Consider the following 16,326-nt stretch of genomic DNA (forward strand, 5'->3'; position numbering starts at 1 on the left):
CGTTCACTCATGCGCTTACCCCTCCGGCCGCGACGCCGGGGGTCGCCCCCGCCGCGGCCAGCTCGCGTTCCTTGGCCTCGTAGAGCGCCTTGATGTTGCCGCTGCCGAAGGTGCGCGCCCCGCGTCGCTCGATGAGTTCGAGGAAGAGGGTCCGGCGCACGTGCATCGACTCGGTGAAGATCTGCAGCAGCTGCCCGTCGTGGTCGGAGTCGACGAGGATGCTCAGCTCGCGCAGCCGGTCCACCGGCGCGTCCAGCCGGCCGACCCGCTGCTCCAGGCCGTCGTAGTACGCGCCGGGGGTGCTGGCGAACCGCACGCCCCGGCCGGCGAGCGCGCCGACGGCGGTGACGATGTCGTCGGTGCGCAGCCCCAGGTGCTGCACCCCGGCGCCGGCGTGCCAGCGCAGGAAGTCCTCGATCTGCCCCGGCCGGGCGCCGGTGTCCGGCTCCAGCAGGACGAACGTGACGGTCCCGGACGGACTCTGCACCACCTTGGAGTTCATCGCCTGGCCGGCGACCTCGATGTGCTCGGTGAAGATGTCGGCGAAGCCGAACACCTTCTCGTAGTGCGCGACCGTCTCGTCGAGCTGCCCCGGCGGCACGCAGATGGCCAGGTGGTCCACCTCGGCCAGCAGCGAGTCCCCGTCCGGCGCGGCCACCGGCTCGATCGCCCCGGGCAGGAACACCTCCGGGTCGCCGCGCCGCTCGACGAGGCGGTGCACGACGTCGCCGAAGCCGCCCACCTCGGCGACCACCACCTCGGCGTCCGCGCCGGTGAAGGTGCGCGGCGGGCTCAGCGCTGTCGCGCCGCGGGCCACCAGCTCCGCGTACGCCCCGGCGGCGTCGTCGACGGCGAGCGCCACCACGGCGATGCCGTCGCCGTGCCGGTGCACATACGTGGCCGCCGGGTGCTCGGCGGACAGTCCGGTGGTCAGCAGCAGCCGGATGCCGGCCTGGGCCAGCAGCAGCGAGCGCTGCCCGTCCAGCCCGGTCTCCGGCCCGCCCTGCCCGCGCAGCCGGAAACCGACGGCGTTGTCGAAGTAGAAGGCCGCCTGCCGGGCGTCTCCCACGTACAGTTCGAGATGGTCTATCCCGTTGATGGTCATGGGCTTCCCCTGTTCCCCCCGTGATCACGACCCGGACGACGCCCGGGATTGGAGTCCGGTCAGTCCGCAGCCGGGGTGGCGCCCCGGCGGGCCGGCCCGGAGAGCCGGCGCAGGAGCAGGCTGACGTTCTGGCCGCCGAACCCGAACGAGTTCGTCAGCGCGTGGTCGGCCCGGGTGGGCCGGGGCACGGCGCGGACGTGGTCCGCCTCGCACTCCGGGTCCGGGTCGTCCAGGTGGTAGGTGGGCGGCAGCAGGCCGCTGTCGAGCGCCAGCGCGGTGGCGGCGGCCTCCAGCACCCCTGATGCGCCGAGCAGGTGCCCGGTGAGCGCCTTGGTGGAGCTGACCGGCACGCCGCCGAGGCCGAACACCTCGACCAGCGCGGTGGTCTCGGCGACGTCACCGAGCTTGGTGCCGGTGCCGTGCGCGTTGACGTACCCGACGTCGGCCGGCCCGATCCCGCCGGCGGCGAGCGCCCGGCGCATGCACGCGGCCGCTCCCGCGCCGTCCGGGCGCGGCGCGGTCGGGTGGTACGCGTCGGTGTTCGCCCCGAAACCGGCGACCTCGGCGTAGCCGCGCACACCCCGTCCGTCGGCGTGCCCGGCGCGCTCCAGCACCAGCAGCGCCGCGCCCTCGGCCAGCACGAACCCGTTGCGCCGCTTGTCGAACGGGCGGCTCGCCTCGGTGGGCTCGTCCCAGCCCCGGGCCAGCGCCCGGGCGTTGCCGAACGTGTCGGCGAACGTGCCGAACAGCGGCGCCTCGCTCGCCCCGCACACCACCACGTCGGCCTCGCCGGAGCGGATGAGGCGTACCCCGTCGGCGACGGCCTGGGCGCCGGAGGCGCAGGCCGTGCCGACCGACGAGCTGTAGCCGCGGATGCCGTGCGCGATGGCGATCCGCGCCGAGGGCATGTTCGGCAGGATGCCGGTGAGCAGGTACGGGCTGACCGCCGCCCGGCCCCGGGCGGCCCGCGCCAGCACCTGGCTCTCCAGCGTGGACATCCCGCCGACGCCGCCGACGATCACCGCGATGCGCTCCGGGTCGACGTCGCGGCCCACCTCGATGCCGGCGTCGGCGAGCGCCTCGGCGGCGGTGATCAGGGCGAGCAGCACCACCCGGTCGAGCACCTTCGTCTCCGGGCCGGAGGCGACGCTGCGCGGGTCGATGTCCGGGAGCACGCCGGCCACCTCCAGGCTGCCCGCCGCCGGGTGTCCCTCGGGCGGGCGGCGCAGCCCGGAGCGGCCGGTGAGCAGCGCGTCGAACGTGTCCGCGACGCCGCGCCCGGCGGGGGTGAACAGGCCCATGCCGGTGACGACGGCGGTCACGACGGCGCCTCGGTCAGGTAGCGCTCGCGCAGCGCCACCTTGCGCACCTTGCCGGTGACGGTGACCGGGATGTCGTCGGCGCGCACCGGGACGATCCGGCGCAGCGTGGCGGCCACGTCCGGGCCGAGCGCGGCACGGACCTGCTCGGTGCGGTCCGCGTCCGGGTCGGCCCCGGCGGCCAGCTCCAGCAGCACGTCGGTGGTGACGGTGCCGTCGTCCGCCTTGACGATCACCACGGTGCAGTCGGTCACATCGGCGCAGGCGGCGAGGATGCGTTCCTCGGACAGCGCGGTGAAGAACCACTTCCCGTCGCCCGCCTCGACCGAGTCGACCGCCCGGTCCAGGTGGTAGTAGCGGCCGTCGTCGTCGGCGTACACCAGGTCGCCGGTGAGGTACCAGCCGCGCAGCCGGAACCGGTAGGTGGTGACCGAGTCGTTCCAGTAGCCGCGGAACAGCGACGGCGAGTCGATGCCCAGCCAGCCGACCTGCCCGGGCGGCAGCTCGTTGCCCTCGGTGTCGAGCACGGCGACCTTGGCGAACCGGTACGGCCGGCCGACGCAGCGGCCGTACCTTTCGGTGCCGGTGGTGTGGGTGATGTGGAACATCGAGTGGCCCATCTCGCTGGAGCCCAGGCCGTCGATGAACGCCGAGCCGGGTACCCGGGTCACGCCGCCGCGGGTCACCACGTCCCGGGAGCCGACAGCGACCAGCCGCCGGACGTGCGGCTCGTGCGAGCAGTCGCCGGTGTTGAACCACAGCCGCACCGAGTCCAGGTCGTAGCCGGACAGGTCGAAGCGGGCCAGCTCGGCCCAGGTGACCGAGAAGCCGAACACGCCGTCGGGACGCCACCGCTGGATCGCGTCGAGCACCCGCTCGCCGCCCTGCTCGGAGAGCAGGAACATCTCCGCCCGGTTGCCCAGCGCCTGGTTGACCATGAGCACCGTGGCGGTGTGCGGGGCGGGCAGCGCGTTGAGGATGCGTGTGGTGCCCTGCGCCTGCGGCATGGACAGCAGGTGGCGGGTGGCGGCGAACAGGCTGGCGTGCGAGTGCAGCACCGCCTTCGGCACGCCGGTGGTGCCGGAGGTGTGGGTGATGACGATCGGGTCGTCCGGGTGGTGCCGGTAGTGTGCCGGCGCGGCGTCCGGGTCGCCGGTCCCGGCCTGCGCGGGTTCGCCGAGCATCGGAGCGCCCAGGTCGTGCCCGGCCAGCGCCTCGGCGTGCGCGGCGTCGGCGAGCACCCCGGCGGCGCGCAGCCGGCGGATGTACTCGGCGGCGATCTCGGGGCGCAGCCTGCCGTTCATCAGCGCCGGGATGGCGCCGAGGCGGGTCAGCGCCAGGAACGACAGCACCATGTCGGCGGCCGTGCCGGCCCAGACCGCGACCGGGTCGCGGGGCTTCACCCCGCGTTCGTGCAGCCAGGCCGCCCGGGCGGCGACCATCCGGTCGAGCCGGCCCAGGGTCAGCGGAGTCTCGGCCGGGTGGCCGTCGATCTCGGTGTCGAACGTGAGCCCCGGCCCGTCCGGGTCGGCGCCGTGGGCCAGCACCCGGGCGAGCACGTTGCCCGCGCCCAGTTCCGCGTCGGCCGCGAGCGCGCCACGCAGTCCCTTCGTCCTCATTGACGTGTTCCCTCCCCCAGCAGCACCGCGGTCGCCTCGCCCGGCGTACCGTCCGGTGCCAGTTCGATCAGGATCAGCAGCGCCTGTGCGGCGTCGCCGTCGTACAGCAGCAGGTCCGCCTCGGCCTCCCCCTCGGCACGCGCGTCGCCGGTCGGGCTCAGGCACACCACCGGCCCGTCCAGTCCCCAGCGCGCCGCGACGTGCCCGGCCACGCTGTTCGGCACGGACTGGAAGAAGAACAGCGGCCCGATCCGGTCACCGGCGGCCACCGCGGCCCGGACGTGCGCCGCGCTGGCCGTGTCCCCGCCCGCGCTGACCAGCACCACAGCCGTCGCGTTGCCCGGCGGCAGCGGCCCGGTGCCGTACCGCCGCGCGAGACACCGCTCGGCGACCGCCACCACCAGCGGCGCGAACGCCGAGTGCACGAACCCCGGCACCCCCGCAGGCCCCGTATCCCCGTCCCCGTCCTCGGGCCACCGCGCCTCCGCGTCGTTGCGCGATCTTGCGGTTGGTGCCCGCTCGGCGGGCGTTGTGCCCGTTTCGCCGGGGCCGGGAGTGCAAGATCGCGGGGAGCCGGGGTGGGGGGTGGGGGCGGTCATGCGGCGCTCACCAGGAGGGCCGTGTTGGCGCCGCCGAAGGCGGCGTTGAGGGTCAGGGCGTGCTCGGTGCGCGCGGGGCGCGGAGCGTCGCGGATGACGTCCAGCGGGCACTGCGGGTCGGGGCCGAGCCAGCCGGCGGTGACCGGCAGCTTGCCGTGCCGCAGGGCCAGCACGGTGACCAGCAGTTCCAGCAGCCCGGATGCCTCCAGCGCGTGCCCGTGCACCGACTTGGTGGAGCTGACCGGCAACCGCCCGGCGCCGTCGCCGAACACCCGGGTCAGCGCCGCCGCCTCGGAGGCGTCGCTGAACGGGGTGCCGGTGGCGTTGGCGTTGACGTAACCGATCGCCGCCGGGGGCAGCCCGCCGCGGCGCAGCGCCGCCTCGACCGCCCGGGCCAGGCCGAGCCCGTCCGGGTGCGGCTGGCACGCGTGGTACGCGTCCCCGGCCCGCCCCCATCCGGCCACCGTCGCCACCGTCTCGGCGCCCCGCCGGGCGGCGGCGCCCGCCGACTCCAGCACCACGGCCGCCACCCCGTCACCGAGCAGCAGGCCCTTGCGGCCGGCGCTGAACGGGCGTACCGCGCCGTCGGCGGCGAGCGCCCGGCCGGCGTCGAAGAGCGCGTACTGGTCCGGTTCGACCAGGTAACCGGCCGCGACCACGACCCGTTCCACCTCACCCCGGCGGATCAGCGCGGCGGCGTCGGCGACAGCGGTGCTCGCCGACACGCAGGCTGTGGTGTAGACCCGGGTACGCCCGCCCAGGCCGCACCGCCCGGCCAGGTGACCGGCGAGCGCCGGCACCGTCGGCGCGTCCCGCCCCTCGGGTACGGGCAGCGAGGGCGGCCCGCCGTGGGTGGCCAGGAACAGCGCCGACTCCGCGCGCCCGGCCCGGTCCAGCCCGGCGGCCCGGGCGGCGGAGTCGATGGCGTCGGCCAGCTCGTCGGCGAGCGTGCCGACCTCCGGCAGGGTGGCCGCCACGGTGACCCGGCGGCCGGTGGTGTCGAAACGGCGCACCGGCGCGAACGCCGGGGCGCCGGTGAGCACCCCGGCCAGCAGCGCGTCCGCGCCCCTGCCGAGGGCGCTGAGCGCGTACGTGCCGGTGATCCGTACGGTTTCCCGCTCAGCCATCTGCGGGTGCGGTCAGCGAGCCGCGGAACACCGCAAGCGCGTCGTCGACGGTGCGGATGCCGGCGAGCTGGTCGTCGCTCAGGTCCAGCCGGCGGTCGTAGCGTTGCTCGACCATGTGCACCAGCCAGGCCAGTTCCATCGAGCCGAGCCGGTCCGGCACCTGGTCGACGGGCTTCGCGGTCAGTTCGGCGAGCATGCTCAGCAGGTCAGCTCGCCCCAGGTCGGGCTGACCGGACATCAGGACTTGTCGCTGTTCGCGGCCACCCGGTCGGTGACCATCGTGGTGAACTCGCCGACCGTCATCAACGCCAGCTTCTCCGACTCGTCGTCGGCGAACTTCAGGCCGTACCGGTCCTCGACGCGGACCGCGAGGTCGGCCAGGGCCAGCGACTCCAGGTCGACGCCGGAGGGGCCGAGCGTGGTGTCGTCGTCGAGCTCCTCCACGTCGTAGTTCATGTCGGCGAGCTGCTCGACGACGAAGGTGCGGACCTCGTCTCGCATGGATTCAGACCTCATTTCCGTGAACCAGCTGACGGTGCCCGGTCGGGACACCGCGTGCGTGTGGTCCGGGGTCACCGGCGGTCAGCGGACGCTGACGCGGTGCCGGCTCGGGCGCGCTGGTGGCGCGTTGCCCGGCCGGACCGGGGTGGGAATCGGGGTGGGCCGGACGCCCGGCGGGCGGCCGGTGGTGCTCGGACAGCGGGCCGGTCACGAGGCGGCGTCCCGCAGGGCCGGGACCGACCGGACCAGCTTTCCGGTGGTGGTGCGGGGCATCTGGTCGAGCAGATGCAGTGTGCGGGGACGCTTGAAGCCGGCCAGCCGCTCGGCGATCAGCTTGTCGAGCGTCTCCTCGCTCAGCGAGCCGTCGGTCTGGACGTACGCGGTGATGCCGTCGTCCCAGACCACCACCGCGGCGGTCACGCCGGGCAGCCCGGCCACAGTGGCCTCCACCTCGGTCAGGTCGACCTTCAGGCCGCCCACCGACACCTGCGAGTCGAGCCGGCCCTTGATGGTGACCAGGCCGGTGTCCGGGTCGACCACCCCGGCGTCGCGGGTGTGCAGCCAGCCGTCGGACCAGCGGGTCGGGTCGGCCAGCCCCACGTACGGGTTGTCCGGGCAGCTCACCCACAGCTCGCCGTCCTGCTCGCGGACGCGGATGCCGGGGGCCGGCGCGATGGCGGGCCGGTGCCGCCCGTGCAGGTCGGTGCCGATGACGCCGACCTCGGTCATCCCGTACATGTTGCCCAGCGGCACGCCGTAGCGGCCGGTGAACGCGTTCGCCACGGCGGCGCTCACCAGCTCGCCGCCGGTGGTCATGCGCTTGAGCTGGGGCAGCGGCCCGGCCGGTGTGGTGGAGGCGAGCAGCCCGATGTGGAACGGCACGCCGAGCACCGTGGCCGGGGTGTCCTGGGCGGCGACGGCGGCGAGGATCGCGTCGCCGCTGAGCCGCTCCGGCGGGCACAGCTCGACGCCCGCGTGCAGCCCGTAGAGCAGGCCGCCGACCAGGCCGAGCACGTGCACCATGCTGGGCAGCAGGATGATCCGTTCGCCGGGCAGCGCGACGCCGTCGATCCGGGTGTAGCGGTGCACCTCGGCGACCAGGTCGGCGGCGGTGCGGCCGATCACCTTGGACGGCCCGGTGGAGCCGGAGCTGAGCTGGATCACCGCATGCGGGCTGCCCGCCGGGCGGTCGGAGTAGGCGCTCACCCCGGCGGTGACGTCGACGAAGATCCGCAGCGCGCCGCCGCCGGAACGGACCGGCGCGACCACCACCTGCGGGCCGAGCCGGCGCAGGGCCTGGTCGACCTCGTGGTCGGTGAGCCGGTGGTCCAGCAGCACCGCCTGGGCCCCGGTACGCCAGGTGGCGAGCAGGTGCGCCACGTACGCCAGCGAGGGCGGCAGGCGCAGCGCGGCGGCGCCTCCGGCCCGCAGCCCGGCCTCGGTCAGCCGGTTCTGCGCCTCGCCGACGAGCCGGCGCAGCGTGCCCTTGTCGACCGGCTCGGGCAGGCGGAGACAGATGTCGGTGTCGCGTCCGGTGAGGAGGATGTCGTCCACCCAGTCCACCGTCGAGGCAGGGTCTTCCGCCACGGGATGTGCAGTCACGACCAGCCACTTCCACTGAGGAACTGGGCGGATCCGCCCAGCGGGTACGTCGTTCGGGTACGGACGGAACCCTACGACGCCCCTTCTCCGCATCGCCAGATGCAAATGGCTAGATCCAAAACGGCGGCTGGGTGGATTGCTCAGGCTCGATCGGACAGGCAGGATCGGGGCACGCCGGCAAGGTAGCCCGCCGGCCGCCGCATGCTGTGCGCGCGGCCCCCCGCGCGGACGGCGGGCGACTACGCTCCCGTTATGTTCCGTACGGCCCGGCCCGACGACTTCACCTCGGTCATCCGCCTCTACCGGCAACTGAACCCGGACGACCCGCACCTCGGCGACGGCTCCGACGAACGGGCCTTCGCGCGGATCCTGGCCACCGAAGGTCTGCACCTGTTCGTGCTCGAACTGGACGGCGCGGTCGTCGCCACCACGTACCTCAACGTGATCCCCAACCTGAGCCGGTCGGCGTCGCCCTACGCGGTCGTCGAGAACGTGGTGGTCGACGAGTCGCGGCGCGGCGCCGGCCTGGGCAGGCAGATCATGGCCGGCACGCTGCGGGCCGCCTGGGACGCGGGCTGCTACAAGGCGATGCTCATGACCGGGTCACGCTCGCCCGCGACCCACGCCTTCTACCTGGCCTGCGGGTTCTCCGGCGACGCGAAGACCGCCTACCTGGCCCGGCCGTCGTGACGGTCAGCGGTCGCCCGCCGGTGGGGGCGCGGCGCCGCGCAGCACCAGCGCGCTGTTGAAGCCGTCGAAGCCGCGCGCCCCGACCAGCGCGATCCGGCTGCGCGGCGGGCGTGGCTGCCGCAGGAACGTCAGCTCGCAGCCGGGCGCCGGCTCGTCCGGGCCGGCGGAGGCGGGCAGCATCCCCCGGCGGAACGCCAGCAGCGCGGTGGCCGCGTCCAGCGCCGACCCGCCCTGATGGGCGCGGCCGGTCAGCGGCTTCTGGGTGGTCACCGGCGGGGTCCGGGCACCGAACACGGCGCGCAGCGCGTCGGCCTCGGACCGGTCGTACGCGGGCACCCCGAGCGCGTCCGGCCAGATCACGTCCACGTCGTGCGGGCGTACCGCGGCGCGTTCCAGCGCCAGCCGCATCGCGCGGGCGTAGTGGGCCGGGTCCGGGCCGACGGCCGGGTCGGTGGGCGCGGCGTCGTGGGTGGCGGCCCAGCCGGTGATCTCGCCGTAGACGCGGGCGCCCCGGGCCAGCGCGTGGCCCAACTCCTCGACCACGAAGACCGCGCCGCCCTCGGCCGGCACGTAGCCGCTGGCCGCGACGTCGAACGGCCGGTACGCCCGCTCCGGGTCGGCCACGTCGCTGAGCAGGCCGGACCGTAGCTGGCAGGCGAGCGCGTACGGGCTCAGCGGGCACTCGGTGGCCCCGGCGATGACCACGGGCGTACCCCGGCGGACGGTGCGCACCGCGTGCGCCAGGCTGTCCAGCCCGCCGGCCGACTCGGAGACGGTCACCCCGGACGGCCCCTTGAACTGGTGGCGGATCGACAGCTGCCCGACGCTCGCCGCGTAGAACCAGGCGATCGACTGGTACGCCCCGACGGTGCGGCTCGGCCCGCCCCAGAGCCGTTGCAGCTCCCGCTGCCCGAACAGGTTGCCGCCCGAGGAGCTGGCGAGCGTGACCGCCCACTTGTACGGGTCCGGTGACACCTCTGGCAGCCCGGCGTCAGCCAGCGCCAGCTTGGTGGCGGCGAAGCCGAGGTGGGTCCACCTGTCGGTCTGCACCCGCTGCCGGGTGTCGCTGGACCCGGCCGGGTCGAAGCCGGCCACCTCCCCGGCCACCCGGGTCGGATACCGCTCCGGGTCGAACAGTGTGATCGGCCCGGTACGCCGGGTGCCGGCGAGCACGGTGTTCCAGTGCGCCTCGGCGCCGATGCCGCTGGGCGCGACCACGCCGATGCCCGTCACCACGGCCCGGGCGGTCACGGTGCCGTCCTTGTTCGCGACTGCGGGGCTCGCAAACCCGGCTCACTCCTCGCGCTCACAGTGGCGTCACCGCGAGCCGGCGGAACACCATCGCGGACTGGAAACCGCCGAACCCGCTGCCCACCGACAGCGCCACGTCCACCGGCACCTCCCGGGCCTCGTTCGGCACGTAGTCCAGGTCGCACTCCGGGTCGCGGGTGGTCCAGTTGGCGGTGGGTGGCACCACGCCGTACTCGATGGCCAGCGCGCAGGCGGCCATCTCGATCGAGCCGATGGCGCCGAGCGAGTGGCCGACCATCGACTTGATCGAGCTGATCGGCACCCGGTACGCCGCCTCCCCCAGCGCGCGTTTGAACGCGGCCGTCTCGTGCCTGTCGTTCTGCCGGGTGCCGGAGCCGTGCGCGCTGATGTACGACACGGCTGACGGGGCGAGCCGGGCCTGGCGCAACGCGTCGCTGATGGCCACCGCCATCTCGGCGCCGTCCGGGCGCAGCCCGGTCATGTGGAAGCCGTTGCTGCGGCTGGCGTACCCGGCGACCTCGCAGTAGACGTGCGCGCCCCGGCGGCGGGCGTGCTCGGCCTCCTCCAGCACCAGCACCGCGGCGCCCTCGGCGAGCACGAACCCGTGCCGGTCGGCGTCGAACGGCCGGGAGGCGTGCTCCGGGTCGTCGTTGTCCGGGCTGGTCGCGCCGATCGCGTCGAACGAGGCGACGGTGACCGGGGAGATCGGTGAGTCGGCGGCGCCGGCCAGCACCACGTCGGCCTCGCCGTCGGCGACGAGCTGGTGGGCGTACCCGATGGCGTCGATGCCGGAGGTGCAGCCGGTGGAGATGACCTGCGCCGGGCCGTGCAGGCCGTGCCGGCACGCCACGTCGGCGGCCAGGCTGCTGGGCACCAGCGCCTGGTAGAGGTACGGCCCGCCGAGCGCGTGGTCGACCAGCCAGTCCCGGCCGGAGTCGCTGACCCGCACGTACTCCTGCTCCAGCGCCATGGTCCCGCCGACCGCGGTGCCGAGCACCACCCCGGCGCGTTCGCGCTGCGCGTCGGTGAGGCTCAGGCCGCTGTCCGCGAGCGCCTCGGCGGAGCAGGCGAGCGCGAACTGCACGTACCGGTCGGCGCGCTGCCGCTCGGCGAGCGTGATCCCGGCGGCGTCCGGGTCGAAGTCGCACTCGGCGGCGATCTGCGAGCGGAACGGCGACGGGTCGAAGAAGCTGATCCGCCGGGTCGCGGTGCGCCCCTCGGTGATCGTCTTCCAGAACCGGTCCCGGGTGGCGCCGCCGGGCGCGACCACGCCGACACCGGTGACCACTGTGCGCCGGCCGGTCACGACGGCTCCCGTGGCGGCGGCGCCGCGCTCTCGGTGTCGACGTGGCCGAGCTCCGGGCGCGGGGCGAGGGGTCCGAGGTGGAACACCACCTCGGCGGGCTCGTCACCGGTGTTGCGCAGCCGGTGCCGCACGTCCTTCGGCACGTAGAGCGCCTCACCGGCGGCCACCGGCACCGGCACGTCGTCCAGGTCGACGGTGATCGCGCCGCGGGCGACGTAGAGGAACTCCTCGCTGTACGGGTGGTAGTGCTCGGCGATCCGCTCCCCGGACGCGAGCGTGGCCACGCCCATGAAACCGGAGGTGCTGCCGACTGTCTTCGGGCCGAGCAGCACCCGCAGCTCCCCGCCGCGGCGGCGGTCGGCCGGTACGTCGTGGACGGAGACCCGGGCGGTGGTGGTGTCGGTCATCGCGTGCCTCCCGCGTGCGCCCGCTCGATCTTTTCCTTGATCACGGCGAGCTGGATCGCGCTGTTGGTGTTGATCCGGTCGGTCATGCCGGCGTTGTCGACGGGTGCGCTCGGTTTCATCGCGAAGTCCTGCGTCCATGTCATCCGGGTACCGCCGGGGATCTCCTCGTACCGCCAGTGGATGCGCATGTACTCGAACGGCCCGGTCTCGACGCGCCGGGCGTGCACCTCGCGGGTGGCCGGGTCGGCGGTGCGTTCGCTGACCCAGCTCCACGCCACGCCGTTGGAGTCCGGGTGCATGGTGAGCCGGAAGCGGACCGTGTCGCCGTCGCGGTGCAGGATCTCCGCCACCGCGTACTCGGTGAACAGGTCCGGCCAGCGGGCCACGTCGTTGGTGATCTCCCAGACCAGCGGCAGCGGCGCGTCGATGTCGACGGCGTTCTCGGTGTGCCCGGGCGGGTCGGCCTTGCGGGCGACCAGGTCGGCGACGCCGGCGATGCTGAGCTGCCCGGCCTGTTCGGGGATCTTCACCCGCCACCGGTCGGCCACCACCGCCGACAGTTCGAGCAGCGCCAGCGAGTCCATGCCCAGCTCCTCCAGGCTCGCTGCGGGCGTGCTGGCGGCGGCGTCCGGATCCAGGCCGCAGTGCGTGACCAGAATGTCGGTGATCTCGCGGGCGAGCGGGCGGTCGGGGGCAACGGTCATCGGTTCCTCCAGGTGGTCGGGCCCGCGGCGGGCGCGGCGCTGACGGGGGTGCGGCCGGCCGGCTCGGCCGCGCCGCGCGGGTCGGGCACGGCGGCGCGTGCGGCGTCCTCGGCGGGCGGGGCGAGCAGGCGGTCCACGACGTCGGTGGTGTGCCGGGCGGCGCGGAACGCGGGGTCGCGCAGCACCCGCCGGGCGAACGGGATGGTGGTACGCACGCCGGGGCCGGCCACGTCGAACTCGGCCAGCGCGCGGTCGAGCCGGTCCAGCGCTGCGTCCCGGTCCGGCGCCCAGACGGCCACCTTCGCCAGCAGCGAGTCGTAGTGCGGGCTGACCAGATAGCCGGCGTGCCCGTGGGTGTCGACCCGGGTGAACGGGCCGCCGGGCGGCCGGAACCGGTCCAGCCGACCGGGCGCGGGCGCGAAGTCGCGGTCCGGGTCCTCCACGTTGACCCGGCACTCGATCGCCACGCCGGTCAGCCGGACGTCGGACTGCCGCAGGCGCAGCGGGGTGCCGAAGGCGATGTGCAGCTGCTCCTGCACCAGGTCCACGCCGGTGATCATCTCGGTGACCGGGTGTTCCACCTGGATCCGGCAGTTGATCTCCAGGAAGTGGCAGCGTTCCGCCTCGTCCACCAGGAACTCCACGGTGCCGGCGCCGGTGAAGCCGACCGACAGCGCGCCGCGCAGCGCCACCTCGGCGACGGTGTCCAGCGTGGCCTGCCGCAGCGCCGGGGCGGGCGCCTCCTCGATCAGCTTCTGATGCCGGCGCTGCACCGAGCAGTCCCGGGTGCCCAGGTGCACGCCGTTGCCGTGGCCGTCGCAGAGCACCTGCACCTCGACGTGGCGGGCGTCGGCGAGGTACCGCTCGACGTACACCCGGTCGTCGCCGAACGCGACCTGCGCGGCGGCGCGGGTGCGGGCGTACGCGCGGGGCAGCTCGGCGGCCGAGCGCACCACGGTCATGCCGCGCCCGCCCCCGCCCGCCGCGGCCTTGACGATGACCGGGTAGCCCACCTCGGCGGCCACCTCCTGCGCCTCGGCGACCGTCGCCAGCGTCCGGACGCTGCCCGGCGGCAGCGGCAGCCCGGCCCTGCTCATCAGCGCCCGCGCTGTCGACTTGTCGGCGAGCGCGGCCATCACCTGCGGCGGCGGGCCGACGAAGACCAGCCCGTTCCCGGCGCAGATCTCGGCGAAGTCGGCGTCCTCGGACAGGAAGCCGTAACCGGGGTGGATCGCCTGCGCGCCGGTCTGCCGGGCGGCCTCGACGATCGCCGCCGCGTTGAGGTAGCTGCGCCGGCTGGCCGCCGGGCCGATCCGGACCGCCTCGTCGGCCAGCCGCACCGGCAGCGAGTCGGCGTCCGCGCTGGAGTGCACCACCACAGTGCGCACGCCGAGTTCCCGGCAGGCGCGCAGCACCCGCAGCGCGATCTCGCCCCGGTTGGCGATCAGCACCTTGTCGAACATCAGCCGTCCTGTCCGGTGACCGGTTCCAGGGCGATCAGCGGCTGGTCGTACTCGACGGGCTTGCCGTCGTCGACCAGCACCTCGACCACACGTCCGGCCTGGCCGGCGGTCACCTCGTTCATCAGCTTCATGGCCTCGACGATCCCGACCACCTGGCCCGGCCGGACCATGTCGCCGACCGCGACGAACGGCATCGCCCCGGGCTCGGGGGCCCGGTAGAACGTGCCCACCACCGGCGCCCGCACCGTCGGCCGGTCGGCGGGCGGCGCCGCCTGCCGGGCGGCCTCCTCGATCCGCGCGCCCACCGGTTCGGCCCCGGCGCGCGGCGCCGGTGCCGCCGGGTCGTGCCACTCGACCTCCAGCACCGACTCGCCGCTGCGCAGCCGCACCCGGCGGACCGGCCCGGCCAGGTCGGCGACAAGCTTGCGGGCCTGCCGGCGCAGCCCGTCGAGCACCTGCTCGGCCTCCGCTTCGGCCATCACGCCACCTCCGGCCGCTCGGCGGCGGGCGCCGTCGGGGCAGGACCAGCGGCGGCCGAGCGGGCCGCCCCGAAGCGGCGGAAGCGCTGCCGGCGACGGCGTACCAGGGTGGCCGACGGGACGGTGAGCAGCGGGGCGAGGTTCGCCGCGACCGCGCGGCGCAGCAGCTCGGCCGCGCCGGACGGGTCGGCGTGCGCGGCGGGACGCGGTTCCGGCACCAGCTCGTCGACCACGCCGAGGCGGCACAGGTCGGCGCCGGTGAGCCGCAGCGCGCGGGCCGCCTGCGGGGCGGCCGAGCTGTCCGGCCAGAGGATCGCGGCGCATCCCTCGGGGCTGATCACCGAGTAGACGGCGTGTTCCAGCATGAGCACCCGGTCGGCGACCGCGAGCGCGAGCGCGCCGCCGCTGCCGCCCTCGCCGGTGACCACCGCCACCACCGGCGTGGGCAGCACGGTGAGCGCGAGGATGTTCTCCGCGATCGCCGCCGCCTGGCCCTGTTGCTCGGCGGTCACCCCCGGGTCCGCGCCGGGCGTGTCCACGAGCGTCACCACCGGCAGCCGCAGCCGGGCCGCGAGGCGCATCAGCCGCAGCGCCTTGCGGTGCCCGGCCGGGCTGGCCATGCCGAAGTTGCGGGTGACCAGCTCGGCGGTGGTGTGTCCCTTCTGGTGGCCGATCACCATCACCGGTCGGCCGTCGAGGCGGGCGATGCCGCCGACGACGGCTGGGCAGTCCGCGCCGAGCCGGTCGCCGTGCAGCTCCACGAACCCGTCGAACGCGGTCTCCAGGTAGTCCAGTGTGGTCGGCCGGCCCGGGTGCCGTGCCGTGCGTACCGTCTCCCAGGGGTCGCGGTCCGGCGCGGCGGGCACGGCGGTCACGGCGGGTGCCGGGCGCGGCGCGGGCGCGGTCACCGGCGCGCGGCGGCCGGAGTCGGCGGCGGCGAGCAGCGCGGCGAGCCGGCCCCGCAGCGCGTGCCGGGGCACCACCATGTCCACCTGGCCGTGGCGCACCAGGTACTCGGCGGTCTGGAAGCCCTCCGGCAGCGTGGCGCCGGTGACCTGGCGGATCACCCGGGGGCCGGCGAAGCCCAGCCGGGCGCCGCTCTCGGCGAGCACCAGGTCGGTGTTGGTGGCGAAGGACGCGGCCACCCCGCCGTACGTGGGATCGGTGACCACGCTGACCGTGAGCAGACCCGCCTCGCGCATCCCGGCCAGCGCCTGGCTGACGGTGGCCATCTGCATCAGCGACAGCGCGCCCTCCTGCATCCGCGCGCCGCCGGACGCCGTCACCAGCACCAGCGGGACGTCGTCGGCCAGCGCCCGCTCGGCGGTACGGGTGATCAGCTCACCGACCGCGCAGCCGAGGCTGCCGCCGAGGAAGCGGAAGTCCATCACCGCCAGCGCCACCGGGTGCCCGCCCACCCGGGCGGTGCCGCAGAGCACCGCCTCGTCCAGGCCGGTGCCCGCGCGGGCCGCGCCGAGCCGGTGCGGGTACGGCAGCGCGTCGACGAACTCGATCGGGTCGACGCGTACCGCCCGGTCCGGCAGCGGCGTGAACGAGTCCGGGTCGGCGAGCTGCGCCACCCGGTCCGGCGCGTCGAGCCGGGCGTGCGAGCCGCACTCCGGACACACGTCCAGGTTGCGGCGCAGCCGCTTGCGGTAGAGCAGCGAGGCGCACCCGTCGCACCGGGACCAGAGCTGCTCGTCGCGCGGGGCGGTGGTGGTCACTGTGGCCGCCCGGCGGCGTCGTGCAGGTGGGCCGGGGCGTCGTACCGGTAGAAGCAGTGCGCCATCGCGTCGCGGGGCGAGCGCCACGTCGGCAGGTACGGCGAGATGAACGGCCGCAGCCGTTCGCTGATCCGGACGAACTCCGGATGCCCACGGTTGTCCTCCACCGCGCCCTGCGCGGGCGTCTCCGTCTCCAGCAGATGGACGTAGAGATCGTGCAGCCGGTACAGCGAACGGTGCCGGACACCGACCAGGCCCGGCAGCTCGGTCGCGTCGGACTCGGCGAAGATCTCGGCCACCCGGTCCTCGGCCGTGGGCACCACCTTGGCGACGATGAGCGAACGGTCCATTCGCGGCCTCCCTGCGTACGTCCCGGTGCGCGGCGAACCGGTCGCGCCGCACGGATCGC

General features: G+C 74.9%; 17 protein-coding genes. 1 reads left to right on the forward strand and 16 read right to left on the reverse strand.

Annotation, left to right across the window (positions count from 1 at the left end):
- Positions 1-7 precede the first annotated feature (7 nt).
- The 8 genes from hppD to FHU28_RS21150 all read right to left on the reverse strand — a co-directional run bounded on the left by hppD (position 8) and on the right by FHU28_RS21150 (position 7,833).
- Positions 8-1,105, reverse strand: a complete 1,098-nt coding sequence (gene hppD / locus FHU28_RS21115) for a 4-hydroxyphenylpyruvate dioxygenase (RefSeq protein ID WP_184686235.1) — start codon at positions 1,103-1,105, stop codon at positions 8-10.
- A gap of 59 nt (positions 1,106-1,164) precedes the next feature.
- On the reverse strand, positions 1,165-2,427 hold the full coding sequence (locus tag FHU28_RS21120; protein WP_184686236.1) for a beta-ketoacyl-[acyl-carrier-protein] synthase family protein: 1,263 nt from the start codon (positions 2,425-2,427) through the stop codon (positions 1,165-1,167).
- Complete coding sequence (locus tag FHU28_RS21125; RefSeq protein WP_184686237.1) at positions 2,424-4,043, reverse strand: class I adenylate-forming enzyme family protein; 1,620 nt, start codon at positions 4,041-4,043, stop codon at positions 2,424-2,426. The genes FHU28_RS21120 and FHU28_RS21125 overlap by 4 nt, the downstream gene beginning before the upstream one ends.
- Positions 4,040-4,480 carry a beta-ketoacyl synthase chain length factor gene (locus FHU28_RS21130; RefSeq protein WP_073828445.1) on the reverse strand — a complete coding sequence of 147 codons (441 nt, stop codon included), beginning with the start codon at positions 4,478-4,480 and terminating at the stop codon, positions 4,040-4,042. The genes FHU28_RS21125 and FHU28_RS21130 overlap by 4 nt, the downstream gene beginning before the upstream one ends.
- A 158-nt stretch (positions 4,481-4,638) precedes the next feature.
- Positions 4,639-5,769, reverse strand: coding sequence for a beta-ketoacyl-[acyl-carrier-protein] synthase family protein (locus tag FHU28_RS21135; RefSeq protein WP_184686238.1), 1,131 nt, complete (start codon positions 5,767-5,769; stop codon positions 4,639-4,641).
- Entirely contained in the window at positions 5,762-6,007 is a 246-nt protein-coding gene (locus FHU28_RS21140; protein WP_073828443.1) for a hypothetical protein, read from the reverse strand. The genes FHU28_RS21135 and FHU28_RS21140 overlap by 8 nt, the downstream gene beginning before the upstream one ends.
- On the reverse strand, positions 6,007-6,270 hold the full coding sequence (locus FHU28_RS21145) for an acyl carrier protein (RefSeq protein WP_091417749.1): 264 nt from the start codon (positions 6,268-6,270) through the stop codon (positions 6,007-6,009). Before FHU28_RS21145 ends, FHU28_RS21140 begins: the two co-directional genes overlap by 1 nt.
- A gap of 207 nt (positions 6,271-6,477) precedes the next feature.
- Positions 6,478-7,833, reverse strand: a complete 1,356-nt coding sequence (locus tag FHU28_RS21150; RefSeq protein WP_376700875.1) for a class I adenylate-forming enzyme family protein — start codon at positions 7,831-7,833, stop codon at positions 6,478-6,480.
- Positions 7,834-8,124: 291 nt separating this feature from the next.
- Here FHU28_RS21150 and FHU28_RS21155 point away from each other — a divergent pair, with 291 nt between their 5' ends.
- Positions 8,125-8,562 carry a GNAT family N-acetyltransferase gene (locus FHU28_RS21155; protein ID WP_376700821.1) on the forward strand — a complete coding sequence of 146 codons (438 nt, stop codon included), beginning with the start codon at positions 8,125-8,127 and terminating at the stop codon, positions 8,560-8,562.
- A 3-nt stretch (positions 8,563-8,565) separates the two neighbouring features.
- Here FHU28_RS21155 and FHU28_RS21160 read toward each other — a convergent pair whose 3' ends face one another.
- From FHU28_RS21160 to FHU28_RS21195, 8 genes are read right to left on the reverse strand one after another with little or no spacing between them, the layout of a single operon-like run.
- Positions 8,566-9,813 (reverse strand): beta-ketoacyl synthase N-terminal-like domain-containing protein, encoded by a 1,248-nt coding sequence (locus FHU28_RS21160; RefSeq protein ID WP_184686241.1) that lies wholly within the window; start codon positions 9,811-9,813, stop codon positions 8,566-8,568.
- Between the two features lie 55 nt (positions 9,814-9,868).
- Complete coding sequence (locus tag FHU28_RS21165) at positions 9,869-11,140, reverse strand: beta-ketoacyl-[acyl-carrier-protein] synthase family protein (RefSeq protein ID WP_184686242.1); 1,272 nt, start codon at positions 11,138-11,140, stop codon at positions 9,869-9,871.
- Entirely contained in the window at positions 11,137-11,547 is a 411-nt protein-coding gene (locus FHU28_RS21170) for a cupin domain-containing protein (RefSeq protein WP_184686243.1), read from the reverse strand. The genes FHU28_RS21165 and FHU28_RS21170 overlap by 4 nt, the downstream gene beginning before the upstream one ends.
- The gene (locus tag FHU28_RS21175) at positions 11,544-12,251 is read right to left on the reverse strand and encodes an SRPBCC family protein (RefSeq protein WP_184686244.1); all 708 of its coding nucleotides are present in this window, start codon (positions 12,249-12,251) and stop codon (positions 11,544-11,546) included. The genes FHU28_RS21170 and FHU28_RS21175 overlap by 4 nt, the downstream gene beginning before the upstream one ends.
- Entirely contained in the window at positions 12,248-13,714 is a 1,467-nt protein-coding gene (locus FHU28_RS21180) for an acetyl-CoA carboxylase biotin carboxylase subunit (RefSeq protein ID WP_184686245.1), read from the reverse strand. The genes FHU28_RS21175 and FHU28_RS21180 overlap by 4 nt, the downstream gene beginning before the upstream one ends.
- The gene (accB, locus tag FHU28_RS21185; RefSeq protein ID WP_184686246.1) at positions 13,714-14,193 is read right to left on the reverse strand and encodes an acetyl-CoA carboxylase biotin carboxyl carrier protein; all 480 of its coding nucleotides are present in this window, start codon (positions 14,191-14,193) and stop codon (positions 13,714-13,716) included. The genes FHU28_RS21180 and accB overlap by 1 nt, the downstream gene beginning before the upstream one ends.
- A complete protein-coding gene (locus FHU28_RS21190; protein ID WP_184686247.1) occupies positions 14,193-15,917 on the reverse strand; it encodes an acetyl-CoA carboxylase carboxyltransferase subunit alpha in 1,725 nt (574 codons plus the stop codon). Before FHU28_RS21190 ends, accB begins: the two co-directional genes overlap by 1 nt.
- Positions 15,914-16,267, reverse strand: a complete 354-nt coding sequence (locus tag FHU28_RS21195; protein WP_073828432.1) for a TcmI family type II polyketide cyclase — start codon at positions 16,265-16,267, stop codon at positions 15,914-15,916. Before FHU28_RS21195 ends, FHU28_RS21190 begins: the two co-directional genes overlap by 4 nt.
- Positions 16,268-16,326 lie beyond the last annotated feature (59 nt).

Origin of the sequence: Micromonospora echinospora, assembly GCF_014203425.1 — a bacterium.
Taxonomy (GTDB): Bacteria; Actinomycetota; Actinomycetes; order Mycobacteriales; family Micromonosporaceae; genus Micromonospora; species Micromonospora echinospora_A.

Excerpts from the sequence above, each read along its gene's own strand:
- FHU28_RS21135 (WP_184686238.1), bottom strand. The coding sequence starts at position 5,769 with ATGGCTGAGCGGGAAACCGTACGGATCACCGGCACGTACGCGCTCAGC.
- hppD (WP_184686235.1), bottom strand. The coding sequence starts at position 1,105 with ATGACCATCAACGGGATAGACCATCTCGAACTGTACGTGGGAGACGCC.
- FHU28_RS21195 (WP_073828432.1), bottom strand. The coding sequence starts at position 16,267 with ATGGACCGTTCGCTCATCGTCGCCAAGGTGGTGCCCACGGCCGAGGAC.
- FHU28_RS21175 (WP_184686244.1), bottom strand. The coding sequence starts at position 12,251 with ATGACCGTTGCCCCCGACCGCCCGCTCGCCCGCGAGATCACCGACATT.
- FHU28_RS21145 (WP_091417749.1), bottom strand. The coding sequence starts at position 6,270 with ATGCGAGACGAGGTCCGCACCTTCGTCGTCGAGCAGCTCGCCGACATG.
- FHU28_RS21170 (WP_184686243.1), bottom strand. The coding sequence starts at position 11,547 with ATGACCGACACCACCACCGCCCGGGTCTCCGTCCACGACGTACCGGCC.
- FHU28_RS21180 (WP_184686245.1), bottom strand. The coding sequence starts at position 13,714 with ATGTTCGACAAGGTGCTGATCGCCAACCGGGGCGAGATCGCGCTGCGG.
- FHU28_RS21140 (WP_073828443.1), bottom strand. The coding sequence starts at position 6,007 with ATGTCCGGTCAGCCCGACCTGGGGCGAGCTGACCTGCTGAGCATGCTC.
- FHU28_RS21155 (WP_376700821.1), top strand. The coding sequence starts at position 8,125 with ATGTTCCGTACGGCCCGGCCCGACGACTTCACCTCGGTCATCCGCCTC.
- FHU28_RS21125 (WP_184686237.1), bottom strand. The coding sequence starts at position 4,043 with ATGAGGACGAAGGGACTGCGTGGCGCGCTCGCGGCCGACGCGGAACTG.
- accB (WP_184686246.1), bottom strand. The coding sequence starts at position 14,193 with ATGGCCGAAGCGGAGGCCGAGCAGGTGCTCGACGGGCTGCGCCGGCAG.